At 46.6% G+C, this 12,939-nt stretch carries 8 protein-coding genes; 5 read left to right on the top strand and 3 right to left on the bottom strand.

The features are described 5' to 3' along the window. The first annotated feature begins 6 nt into the window (after positions 1-6). The 3 genes from H8S84_RS16665 to H8S84_RS16655 all read left to right on the top strand — a co-directional run bounded on the left by H8S84_RS16665 (position 7) and on the right by H8S84_RS16655 (position 3,234). On the top strand, positions 7-795 hold the full coding sequence (locus H8S84_RS16665) for a DUF4397 domain-containing protein (RefSeq protein ID WP_187068500.1): 789 nt from the start codon (positions 7-9) through the stop codon (positions 793-795). An 81-nt stretch (positions 796-876) separates the two neighbouring features. Then, positions 877-2,409, top strand: a complete 1,533-nt coding sequence (locus tag H8S84_RS16660) for a glycoside hydrolase family 10 protein (RefSeq protein ID WP_187068499.1) — start codon at positions 877-879, stop codon at positions 2,407-2,409. A 201-nt stretch (positions 2,410-2,610) separates the two neighbouring features. Further along, positions 2,611-3,234, top strand: a complete 624-nt coding sequence (locus tag H8S84_RS16655; RefSeq protein WP_187068498.1) for a peptidoglycan recognition protein family protein — start codon at positions 2,611-2,613, stop codon at positions 3,232-3,234. Between the two features lie 149 nt (positions 3,235-3,383). Here the strand turns inward: H8S84_RS16655 and H8S84_RS16650 are convergent, their stop codons facing one another. From H8S84_RS16650 to H8S84_RS16640, 3 genes are all read right to left on the bottom strand, one after another. Continuing rightward, complete coding sequence (locus tag H8S84_RS16650; RefSeq protein ID WP_187068497.1) at positions 3,384-4,868, bottom strand: TolC family protein; 1,485 nt, start codon at positions 4,866-4,868, stop codon at positions 3,384-3,386. Between the two features lie 137 nt (positions 4,869-5,005). Beyond that, positions 5,006-6,283 carry an exo-beta-N-acetylmuramidase NamZ family protein gene (locus H8S84_RS16645; protein WP_187068496.1) on the bottom strand — a complete coding sequence of 426 codons (1,278 nt, stop codon included), beginning with the start codon at positions 6,281-6,283 and terminating at the stop codon, positions 5,006-5,008. Positions 6,284-6,333: 50 nt separating this feature from the next. Then, positions 6,334-10,179 (bottom strand): phosphodiester glycosidase family protein, encoded by a 3,846-nt coding sequence (locus H8S84_RS16640; RefSeq protein ID WP_187068495.1) that lies wholly within the window; start codon positions 10,177-10,179, stop codon positions 6,334-6,336. Positions 10,180-10,470: 291 nt separating this feature from the next. On the opposite strand from H8S84_RS16640, the gene murQ reads away from it, so the two are divergent. After that, entirely contained in the window at positions 10,471-11,283 is an 813-nt protein-coding gene (murQ, locus tag H8S84_RS16635; RefSeq protein WP_187068494.1) for an N-acetylmuramic acid 6-phosphate etherase, read from the top strand. Between the two features lie 128 nt (positions 11,284-11,411). Next, on the top strand, positions 11,412-12,935 hold the full coding sequence (locus H8S84_RS16630; RefSeq protein WP_187068493.1) for a sodium:solute symporter: 1,524 nt from the start codon (positions 11,412-11,414) through the stop codon (positions 12,933-12,935). Positions 12,936-12,939 lie beyond the last annotated feature (4 nt).

Genomic DNA, 12,939 nt, shown 5'->3' with positions numbered 1-12,939 from the left:
TATAGCATGAAAAAGATATATTTAAAAATTGCGGCAGTTTTATCGATGGGTTTCCTGTTTGGAGCCTGTGAGGAAAATGCGATACCAGAACGTACAGATTATGTAGAGTCAGGGGCCATGATCCGCTTCTCTCATGCATCGCAGGATGCGCCTATGGTAAACTTTTATCTTGGAGATAAAAAAGTAACTGCCAAATCGCCAACTCTGTCTAACAGGGAAACTGGTCTTTTCTGGAGTTCGACACTTGCTAACACCATACATCCGGCAACATATGGTTACGTAAATGTGCCAGCAGGTGCTTATACATTAAATGCCATTGACACTACTACGGTTGCAGGTACGACTGCTCTAAAGAAGAATGTGGTAGTAAGTATGCCGGTTCAACTAGAGGAGAGTAAGTTTTATACAAGCTATTTGGTTGGTGGTGCAGGTAATCTTGAAATCCTGACGATTAAAGATGAACTGCCAGAGCCTGATTTTTCGAAAGCATATGTTCGTTTTGTGAACGGTATGGCAGGCGCACCAACAGGCTTTACAGTGGAGGCTACACGTACTGCCCCAACTACAGGATCTCAAACAATAGCTACTGATGTTGCCTTTAAAGGTAACTCAGGCTATGTAGCTATTGAGCCAGGAACATACAACCTGGCGCTGTTCCTACAAGGGGCCACGAAGGCATATACCACCTGGACAAGCGGAAGCATTGTAGCTGGCAGAGTTTATACTTTCTATACGAAAGGTAACTACACCACTACTCCTGGTACCATTAACCGTCAGCTCCTGAGAGAAAGATAGGAGTGATATCAATTATTGAAAGGCCCTCCTTTACTATGTTATTGGAGGGCCTTTTTTATGACTTCTAGTAAACGATATGCTATGACCATAAAATCTGCATTACTATTTATACTTATACTGCTTGCGTCAGTCTCTCTTTATGCACAATCAGAAAAGGCAGCGCCTAAACGAGAGTTCAGGGGTGTATGGGTGGCAACTGTTCAAAACATCGACTGGCCTACGAAAGCGGCTGTCGGTTTAAACGCAGAGGCACAGAAGCAGGAACTGCTGCAAATACTTGATGAGCACCAGAAAACAGGTATCAATGCTGTGATGTTTCAGGTGCGCCCGTCCACGGATGCTTTTTATGCAAAGAGCCGCGAACAGTGGAGCCGCTTTTTAACCGGAAAGCAAGGGCTGGCACCAGAGCCGCTTTACGATCCGCTGGAGTTTGCTATAGCGGAGGCACATAAAAGAGGTATGGAGCTGCATGCCTGGATTAACCCCTATCGTGCCACTACTAGCTTAGTTGATTCCCTTACCAGCCTAGATCATATTACACACACCAGGCCAGAGTGGTTTTTTGCTTATGGCGATAAAAAATATTTTAACCCAGGCGTGCCTGAAGTGCGATCCTACCTTGTAGATGTAATTATGGATGTAGTGCGCAACTACGATGTAGACGGCATACATTTCGATGATTATTTCTATCCTTATCCGGGAAAAGAACCCTTGCCAGATTCCATTACTTATCAGCTGCACGGGCAGGAGTTTGCCACTATTGAAGATTGGCGCCGGAACAATGTAGATATACTTATCAAATCGCTCTCAGAAAATATTCACGCCGAAAAAAGCTATGTCAAGTTTGGGATAAGTCCGTTTGGGATCTGGCGAAACAAAGCACAAGACCCACTTGGCTCAGAAAGTAATGGTTTTTCAGGTTACAGTGCCTTGTATGCCGATGCCCGCAAATGGGTGCAGGAGGGATGGATCGATTACATAAATCCGCAATTATACTTTCCGTTCTACTATGCCGCTGCACCTTATGAGAAGTTACTGGACTGGTGGGCGGCCAACTCATTTGGCAAACATGTGTATATTGGGCAGGGCGTATACCGAGCCATGGAAGACCGCGAAGGATGGCGCGATAAACAGCAGCTGCCGAACCAGGTGCGTTACCTGCGCAACAATCCGCTGGTACAGGGCAGCGTATACTTTAGCTCTAAATCTCTTACCAACAACTTGGGCGGCTTCCGCGATTCGCTGCAGCATGACTTTTACCGATACCCGGCATTACAACCACAGATGAACTGGCTGGATAATACACCTCCTGCTTCCCCGACTAAGCTCCGTGAAAAAGGCTTTTTCATATTTAAGTCAAACAAATTGGCTAAGTTGGAATGGGAGTGGCCTCAGGACGAGGAGGTGTACGGCTACGTAATATATCGCTTCGAGAAAGGGGAGGAGGATATACAGAATCCGAAAAACATCCTCAAGATCAGCTTCGACAAAACATTATCATACTATGAAGACAAAAGTATAGCCAAGGGTAAAAAGTATGTTTATGCGATTACCTCTATCGATAGGTTAAAAAATGAAAGCGCCCTTTCTAATAAGATCAAGGCTGGCTTTTAATTGACGATTTTAAACCGTAGAAAATAAAATGTTTAGAGATTGTACTCCTAACAATCCAACAACGTGTAACAGTCCATTCAATTGTTTAGCGGCTATCAATTAAACAATTGAATGGATTGTATAGGTCTTAGAATAACGAAGTTTTTCAAATTGATGGGGCGCATAAAGCTTTGCCTTATCTAAGCATGGTACATATTGTTTATGATAAGAAACATACTACTTCTTCTACTGACTTTAGGGTGGTTACAGAGCTGCCTGCAACCAACAACTGCAAGTGGTCCTGTACCTGAAAGTATTACATATCTGGCACGTGACGCATGGGGTGCAAAGCCGCCTGTACTTCCTATGCGTAGCCATACGTTGCGCAGGCTCACCATTCACCATACGGGTACGCCGCAGGTGCCAGGCAGAACACTGGAAGATAAAATGAGGGCCTTACAGAAATTTTCTCAGGAAGAGAGCCCACTGGCAGACGGCAGAATGAAAAAGCCTTGGGCAGATATTCCTTACCATTTGTACGTGGATGTGAAAGGTGACGTGGCTGAGGGAAGAGATTTAAACTATGCAGGAGACTCTAACACGAACTATGATCCGGCCGGACATCTGCTGGTGGTTGTGGAGGGTAACTTCGAAAAAGAGCAGATTACCCCAGATCAGATGAAAACGCTGGAAATTCTCGTACCTGCACTGGCCAAGCGTTATAATATATCTGCTGACAGCCTGGGAGGCCACAAAGACTTTGCCCAGACCAGTTGCCCTGGCAATGCATTGTATCTGCAGTTAGGCCGCTTCCAAAAGTTGATGCAGGGAAAGCGCAAGCATTAAGACAGAGGAGAGCACAGAAGATATAAACTAAAAGCCCCACCCTTATCAGCTTAAGAGTGGGGCTTCTTGTTTGAAGTATAGTTAGCTCAGTAGCGTAACGCGGTTCAGGATTTTATACTTCAGAGGTCTTTTGTCCTGGTACTTACAACTTAACCGGCAGGAAGTGCGAGTGGCTGGTTAGTTTCAAAATCGTAGAGGGTGAGGCTGCGCAAAGTATAATAAGCTACCCAGAAGTTACGCAAAGAGGTTACATAGCTGCGGCTTGCCTTGTCTCTCTCCTCTGTAGCAATGTTCAAATCAATAAGTCCTATTTTATTGTCAAGATACCTGGATAATGTGATCTGGTAACGTTTCTTGGCTATTTCGTCGGCGCGTTTGGCTCCTTCCATTTGTTTTCTCAGTACTTTGAACCGTTTCACTTGCAAGTATACTTCCTGCTCAAAACTGTTCTGCTGCAGCTCAATGTTGGCTTTTGTTAGGGTGTGGTTGGCTTTTGCAGTACCCAATATTGCTTCGGCTCTACCCCAGTCCATAACCGGAATGTTAAAGCCAAGCCGGACACGCTGCTGCTGCGATGGATCGTTGTAAGCTTCCTGCACCTCCAACGACTGCTGCGTTAAACCGAAAGAGGCAAATAAGTTAGCGCTGAAACCAGTTTCTCCTTTTGCCTTTGCCAGTCGCATTTCTGCCTCCAGCAATTCGCGCTTAAAACCAATTACCCGTTGCCTGTTATGGCTGGCTTGCTCCAACGCAATCTCCTCATCTACCTCGAATTGCGGAATATCGCTTGGCGCTGCAAGTTCTATCGGGTAATTATCAGTAACACCCAGAAACACTTTAAGCTTTAATGTATTGGCTTCTACATCAAGTTTTGCCTGGTCCAGGTTTTGTTCTGAATTGAGCAGGGCAAGCTCCATCTGCAATAATTCGTTCTCTGGTATTTTGCCGTCCTCAAATTTTTTTTCTGCCACCTTATACAAGGTATCGTTTATGGCAATGTTTCTTTCGGCAATCTGGTAACTGATTTGGCTAAGCAGCAGGTTGAAGAAATGGTTTGTGGCCTCTTTTGCTATTTCCTCCATTTCCTCGCGGTAGTCGCGCTTAGCTTCTTCGTAACGCAGCGGGGATATTTTTCTGTCCCAGGCCCTGTTATTAAAGCCGAAAATAGGTTGGGTAAGCGTGATAGTGGCAGGTACTGAGGAGTACCGTGTACGGTTGATATCTGCCTGAAAATCATCGATGCGTTTCAGGTTGCTATTAATAGAAATGTAGCCACCTGTTGGCCATATCTCCTGACCCAGCGATAGCTGCATAGAAGAGCTGGCGTTGTGTGTGTTTATGAAGATCAGGCTGCCCTTGTCTGTAAGGCGGGGCTCTATGGTTTTATTATACTCGGGTAAAACTCCGTTTAAGTTAAGCTGAGGCAGAAAATTTGAACGGTATGTTTTGTACTGCCACTGCTTGTTTTCAAATAGCACTTCAGCATACCGGAATTTGGGCGACTGCTCTTTGGCCAGCTCAATAACTGCATCAAGTGTTAAGAGTTTGGCTTTTGGTAAATCTTTAGCTGGTGCTGTAAAACACAGTTGCGGAATAATTAAAAAGTATAAAACAGCCAGTAAAAATCTGTTCATATTTATGTAATAATGCTAAGCTGGTGGTGAAGTTCGAATTGAGACCCTAAATACATGATTTATAGGATGAAATCAAAGTATAAATGCGCGAAGTTGCAGGTTTGATATTTAATTATTGCTAAAAAGCGCAAAGTGTCTTAATAAAGCAGGTACTTACTCCTGACACCTTTGAAATAAGCCAGTTCTTTGTCCCATTGCTTTACGATTTCTTGCGGTGCTACCCCTGCCTGTAGTTGTTTTCTTACTGCTGGTGTCCCCCAGAGTCGGTCCATTCGTGTCTCTTTCCATTCCAGCTTATCAGGGTATAGTGTCTTTAGCGCATGAATAACATATACACCAGCTTTCGCCGACTTAAACGCCTTTTTGTCGGTAACCACCATCTCGGCACCATGGCACTGCTCACCCATAAATTTTGGTGGATATATTTTAATGCCATCTACAACGCCACCAGGTACAAACGTTACCGGTTTAAAAGTAACGCCAGCCAGCTTGTAGCTGTTCAGCTGCTTTGCCAGCTTAGCTCCATCTATCCAGGGCGCAGCTATGTACTCAAAGGGGTGCAGTGTACCACGCCCTTCTGATATATTGGTGCCCTCCAGCAGGCAGGTGGCAGGATAAACAGCGGCCGTGGTAATGGTGAGCATATTAGGGGAAGGTTTTATCCAGGGCAGGCCTGTTTCGGTGTACCATTGCTTGCGGTTGTAGTTCAGCATCGGAATTACTGTTAGGTCAGCCTTGGGCAGGTTGTTGACGGCACGTTCCCCGTTAAACATAAGGGCAAGTTCACCTACCGTCATGCCGTGGGTTACAGGCAGCAGGTCGTAGTTATAAACCGGCTGGCCTGCTTTGCCGGGATAAGGTCCGTCTACATACAAGCCACCAATTGCATTTGGCCGGTCAAGCACGATGTAGGGCTTACCTTGCTCTGCTGCGGCGGCTAACACATAGTTCATGGTAGCGATGTAAGTATAAAACCTTGCGCCAATATCCTGAATATCAAACACCAGGACATCCACATCTTTTAGCATTTCAGGAGTTGGCTTTCTTACTTTGCCATAGAGCGAGATTACTGGCAAGCCTGTTTTAGGATCTTTGCCATCGGCCACATGGTTGTCTTCTTCACCGCGGATGCCATGCTCCGGTCCAAACAGCACTGTTAGCTCCGCATCCGGATAAGTATGCAGTACATCCACCAGGTGCCGGCCATCTGGTAGTAATCCCGTGTGGTTGGTTACCAGGCCAATGCGCTTTCCTCTTATCAAAGGCAGGTATTCAGGTGTAAACAGGCGTTCAGCCCCGATAAAAACCCGCTGCTTTTTTATAGTCGGTGCAACAGCTGAGGCAGTTCTTGATTCATAGCTACCCGATGCTAACAGGAAGAAGGTGAGAAGAAAAAGTGAAATTGAAAATTTCATTTTGTTTAAGTTAAGGCGTTAGTTGATAGAGTTGGGTTTGACTTCAGTTGTTATTCCTGTAACACATACTTGTAAAAACCGCCGCCGTTGTCCCAGCTGCAGAATATCAGCGTTTTTCCATCCTCGGATACGCCAATACCTCTTGCTTCTGCACCACCAACTTCAGGCAATGGCAAGGTCCACATGGTTTTCTTTTTGTCGTCGCGGAAGTGAAACGAGGATGGCACTACACCACTCGCGCGTACTGCAGCATAAATACTTCCGTCTAAGCTAATTTTTAATGCATTGCAACCTGCTGCGGTACTGGTAATGTCTTCTTCACGCTTATAGGTAATGCCATCTTTGCTGCTATACTTTTGGATCATAGGGCTGCCTGGATTTGGGAAGTATAACGTGAGACCGTCAGGCGTCATGTCAAAGGTGCGGGCAAGGATGCGGTCAGGTAAGGCGATAGTGCGAATCAGATCTAAGGTAGTGGGGTTGGTGGTGCTTTGCTTTAGCACATAATTCTGGTCCTCGGCAAACAGCGACATGGCATAGATCTCGCCCTTGCTGTTTACGCGCGGCGTAGTGATGGCTCGCATGCCGGCTGGTGCTTCCCAGACAGCCATTCCCTCGCCGGTGGCGGCGTTTATCTTTAGCAGGTGGCGGTTTCTGCCTACCAGTATATTGCCGTCTGCGTCAATCCCAATCCCATTAACTGGGTTCAAAGTATAAGTCTCACCATTTATACTTACAGCTTTAAGCGGGGAGAAGGAGGCGTTTGTTCCGTCCGGCTGTTTTATAACCAGGGAGCCGGCATAGTTGGCTAGCCACAGTTTGCCATACTTATCCCACTGTGCCCCGTAGCCTGCTCCGTCTGCATTCTCCAGTTTTCCTGCAAACACATACTTTGGTGCCGGTACCTCCATAAAATCCTCCAGTGGCTCGTTGCTTTTCATCAGCTTAACTGCAGTTGTGGGGCTGTATGCTATGTGCTTACCGTCAGAGGCTATCACACGGTGGTAAAAGGAAACAGGTACACCTTCTGCGGCTTTGGCTAACAGCTTATACCAGTCCTGCTCTTGCATTTTAAGATGGTTTACACGGCCCGTACTTTTGCTCCAGTGGATGTTTTTGAATTGATTGTCGGATGCTAGTTGGTAAGTATAGTCTACAAAATCTCCGTCAGGGTCTGTTGCCTTTTCCCACTTTATTTGGTAGAGCGCCTCGGTGTTGCGCACAGCATAAGTGTTGCGGCTGTTGTGCGAGGTAAATGCCGGTGCTGAGGGTGCCTGGTTGTGCTCCGGGTACAGCTGCACTCTGATGGCGCTGTCTGTTTGCTTTGTAGTGTGCAGCTGCAGATATAAAGCACCGACAGAAAGTAGCTCAGGCAGGTCTTCGTTTATTTCAAATGTAGCAGAAATGTTCCCGCTGCGCTTGCTCTTCGATTTTACTGAGTACGTTTGCAGCAAAGTGCCTGCTTCTGTGTTTCTGCCTTTGTACAGACTAATACCGGTAAGCTTGCCTTCCAGGTTGCTGTAACTGCCACTGATACTAAGTTTGCTGCCTTTTGCTTTAGCGATTAGTGTACCCGTTCCTTTTGATCCAGCCTGAGGAATTACTATACCTGTGGCACTGTCTGTAACCTTTACATCGCGCCGCAGCAGGTGACCATTTACGCCAAAAATGGCTGCCGGCAGTGCGTTTTCATCAAGCTGCTCCATGTCTTTGGCAGCTTTGGTCTTGATATCATAAGTAGTATAAGTGATGGAATCCTGCTCCAGGAAAATATCCATGATCGTGACGGTGTTCTGTGGTGCGCTGTCCATGGTTAGCCAGCCTCTAGGGCCGGTTCCTGCGGCACCCGCATTCACTAGCTCAATCTTGCCTCTTCTGCCGGGGTAATAGGCATGATGATGGCCACTGATGTAGGTGTGTACTTTATACTTTTCCAGCAGCGCACGCAGTTTCTCCGGGTTCTCCAGCACATTGCCTTTCGAGTCGCGCTCCTGGGCTACACTGTAAAGCGGCATGTGCCCCAGCACAAACCGCAGCTTCGCATTTTTGGCCTCTGGTGTGCTAAACTGCTTTTCGAGCCACGCGAGGTTCTCCTGGGTAATTTCCGCTGAAGAAGCTTCCCACGAAACAATGAACACCCCATCTTTTACAAAAGAGTAGTAAAACGGAAAATGGCTGCGGTCCACGAATTGCAGATTAGGTGTCTTACCGGGACTGTTCCAGTAAGCCGCTGCTGCTTTTTGCTCCAGCGGGTAGGAGCGTGGGCCATCGTGGTTGCCAAGGGTAAAAGCAAAAGGAATGTTGGCCTGGCGCAGCGGCTGAGCGATGTGTTTGTCAAAGCCTGCCCACATTTTGGTTAACGTGGCAGTGTCTTTTATACCCATGCCGGCTACCATGTCTCCGCCACAAACTACCAGGTCTGGTTGCCAGATGCGCGGCATACGGTTCATGATGCTGTCTACCTGCCACTCGTAGTTAGCGGAGCCAAGGCCGGAGTTCAGGTCGCTGATGATGCCAATGCGAATGTCTCCACGGACAGGCAGTTTAGGAGAGTCGTTGTGCGCTACCAGGCGAACCGCATCTGCTACTATTTTGCCTTCTTTGCCGCTGCCAATAAGCTCTAGGTAATCCCCGGGACCAAGTATAAAATCGCCAAACACATTCCATTTGCCGCTGGTAGAGTGCGATGCCTGATTCTGATAGAGTGTGTCTGTTTTAGAGCCATGATGCAATACAAATGCAGCCTTATCTGTATTGGTTTCAGAGTTTACTGTCCACCAACTGGCTAACTGATAGCGCCTGCGTTCAATCTCATCTAAAGTATAAATAGCCTTATTATACTTTTGCCCACCAGATGCCAGCCGAGAAGGTGTTTTGCCATAGTAGTTGGCGTGGTTGCTTTCTTTCCAGAGACCGTGCTCGCTGTAATTGGGGCTGTCAGTATCAAAGTATAAAACTTCCTGCTGCACACGCGGCACAAGCTCAGATAAAACCAGTGCTGAAGCGTTCTTGCGGAGACTGTAGCGGTTGCCTTCCGGTTTGTCTACAGGTATGTTCACTACTTCATCGGCTGCCACCATAGCAGAAGAGCCGCCGCCATCCAGGTTAACCGCTTCGTAGCAACCGACTTCGTGCATCATCTTAGCCAGCTCGTCGAGTGTTACGCCTGCGCTTGCCTGCTGCCTACCGTCTACCACCATCATCAATATGGTGCTGTCGTTCAGGTAGCCAATGGCTGTGCGCGGGTGCCGGGCCAGGTGGCTCCCGGAAAAACCTTCCTCCAGGCTTGTATTCCTAATCTTACCGGCTTTTACCAATACCGGCCCACCACCTACTGCCTGGTTTGCCAACCAGCGCTGGGCACCTTTCGACGAAGTGGCGGAAGGTGTGCCTTTGGTTGCATCGTTAGGAGTTGGATAAGTATAAAGTATATTCTCAGTACCTACGGCATAAGGCCATACTATTTCCGGCTTGCCGTTTACCAGGCCAAAAGCGCCACGGGTAACTTTACCCTGTGGCCCGGGAGCTACGGTTTCGCCGTCTGCCACTAAAAGGCTAACGGAGGAAGTGGCTGAGAAGTAGCCACCATTGATGGCAAGTATACCTTGGTGCTGCTGGTAGGCCTCTGCAGTGGTTTGGCGAACGGAGTTGCTGCCTACCGCTCTCAGTTTTAAATTTGGATCTTTTAGATAAACAGTGGCGTATACCGCCCTTACCTTGGCACCGTCTGATAGTTTTCCGTTTGCCTCAAAAACACGCACAGAGGCCGGTAAAAGTATATTCAGGTCCTGGCGTGGCTCCCAATTCAGGTTTAGCTTTTGCGCTTGTGCAGCACTGTAATATGCACCTAAAAGCAGATATAAAAAGACAAGAAGCGAAAGCTTTGCACGTTTCATAGGAGTTGCCGCAGTAGTTAGAGTGTGGCTTGAAGTATTAAGAATCAGTAATTTGGTAGCTCTAATTTAAACTTTTTTGCGTGTTTATGCATTTTTATTTAAAAAATGTCGCAAAAAACAGAATGATTAGATTAGTTTTACTAGCTTTATAGTAGCAAAATCCGGAGTTACGGCAGTGGCAATATATGTTTTGCCCTGGCATCCTGCTACTTATGCAGGTAGTAATCAAAGCCGATTTGTAAAACAGTCGGGTTTAAGTAGTTTAAAATAAGAAATTTATCTGATTATAGAATGGAGTTTACAACTGAAAGGGATTCTAGGTACAATGATCTCGAGAAGATGTCTGTGAGGGAGATCCTGGAGAATATAAACAACGAAGATAAGACCGTTCCGCTTGCCGTTGAAAGGTCCATACCGCAAATTGAGCAGTTGGCAACAATAGCCGCCGACAAGATGAAGGCTGGGGGGCGTATGTTTTATATTGGGGCAGGTACAAGCGGACGTTTGGGAATTGTAGACGCCTCTGAGTGTCCGCCCACGTTTGGTGTGCCATTCGATTGGGTAGTGGGTATCATTGCCGGTGGCGATAAGGCCATTCGTAAAGCAGTTGAATTTGCAGAAGATGATGCTGAACAGGCCTGGAAAGATCTGCAACAGTATGATATTGATGAGAATGATGTGGTGGTAGGCATTGCAGCCTCCGGTACTACGCCTTATGTAATCGGTGGTTTAAAAGCTGCCAATGCGCACGGGCTTGCAACTGGTTGTATTGTGTGCAATACCGGTAGCCCAGTGGCCGCAGAAGCACAATATCCAGTAGAAGTAGTGGTAGGGCCTGAGTTTGTTACAGGCAGCACGCGCATGAAAGCCGGTACGGCACAAAAGCTGGTGCTGAACATGCTAAGCACAAGCGTGATGATACAGCTTGGCCGCGTAAAAGGTAACAAAATGGTAGACATGCAACTTACAAACCACAAACTGTACAACAGAGGTGTAAGAATGGTAATGGCCGAGACAGGTGCTGATGAGAGAACAGCCACCGAGCTGCTGGAGAAGTACGGCAATGTGCGTCAGGCCGTAGATAACTTCCTGATTTCTTTTTAACTTTATATACTATAGCCTTGCATAGAGGCACCAACCTAACCTAACTTAAATAGTTCGAAGGAATGGCTGCAGGTGTTCGTGTTTTAGCACGAATATTGTGGCTACTGCCTTTGAGTAATTAGCAGCCTATGTCTCCAATCACACTTCTGTCCTTTCTAATCGGTTACTTTGCCGTACTGATAGGCATTTCGTACTTCACCTCGAAAGGCGCATCTGATAACTCCAGCTTCTTTATCGCCAATCGTAATTCCAAATGGTACTTCGTGGCCTTTGGGATGATTGGTACAGCCTTATCAGGAGTGACTTTTATCTCGGTGCCTGGAGCCGTAAGCAACAACAGTTTTGGCTATTTTCAGTTTGTGCTGGGCAACGCCGTAGGCTTCCTGCTCATTGCTTTTGTGCTGCTGCCGCTGTATTACCGCATGAACTTGATCTCCATTTATACTTACCTGGAGAAACGCTTCGGTTACTGGAGTTATAAGACAGGCTCTATGATCTTCCTGGTATCGCGTACTATTGGTTCTGCCTTCCGTTTATACCTGGTAGCCATTGTATTGCAGAAGTTTATTTTCGATGCTTGGAATGTGCCATTTGCGGTAACGGTGGCTATCTGCCTTATACTTATCTGGATATACACGCATAAAGGAGGTCTTAAAACGATCGTAATAACTGATACCCTGCAAACACTTTTCCTAGTATCTTCAGTTATACTTTCTATCGTGTTTATTGCTAATAGCCTTGACCTTAACGTAATGCAGACGTTTGAGGCGGTAAAAGAAAGCTCATATTCCAAGATGTTCTTCTGGGAAGATTTTATGGGCACTAAAAGCCACTTCTTTAAGCAATTTGTGGGCGGTATTTTCGTAACCATCGCCATGACGGGTCTTGACCAAGACCTGATGCAGAAGAACCTGAGCTGTAAGAACATCGGCGAAGCGCAGAAGAACATGCTTACGTTTACAGGGGTTTTCGTTGCCATCAACATTTTCTTCCTGAGCGTGGGTGCTATGCTGTACATGTTTGCGCAGGCTAAAGGAATTGACGTTACAGCACTGCGTACGCCAGATCACCTGTTCCCGGAAATTGCTCTGAATCACATGGCGCTGATCCCGGCTATCGTATTCATGTTGGGTTTAACGGCGGCTACCTTTGCCACTACCGACTCTGCACTAACAGCCCTTACTACATCTTTCTGCGTAGACTTCCTGAACTTTACCAAAAAGGATAACCACGACGACATTAAGCTGATCCGTACGCGCCACTTGGTACACATTGGTTTCTCAGTAATCATGCTATTGGTTATACTTGTTTTCCGGATGATAAATGATGACTCGGTAGTGAACGCAATCTTCCGTGCTGCTGGTTATACATATGGACCACTACTAGGCTTGTTTGCCTTTGGTATGGCAAACAAACGTGCTGTGGCCGACAGACTGGTTCCTTATATCTGCATTATCTCGCCAATTCTTACTTATATCATCGATACTAATTCTGTAGATTGGTTCGGGTATGCGATGGGTTTTGAATTGATCGTAGTAAATGCTGCCATCACATTTATACTTTTACTGGCTACAAGCAGACAAGGTGGAGGCGAAATGATGGATGCTTTGAAAGAAGCTGAAAGAGGCACCAAGGTTAAACAGACAATCTAAAAGG

It is taken from the genome of Pontibacter cellulosilyticus, from assembly GCF_014306105.1.
In the GTDB taxonomy this organism is placed as follows: domain Bacteria; phylum Bacteroidota; class Bacteroidia; order Cytophagales; family Hymenobacteraceae; genus Pontibacter; species Pontibacter cellulosilyticus.
This window is presented reverse-complemented; position numbering and strand designations above follow the sequence as displayed.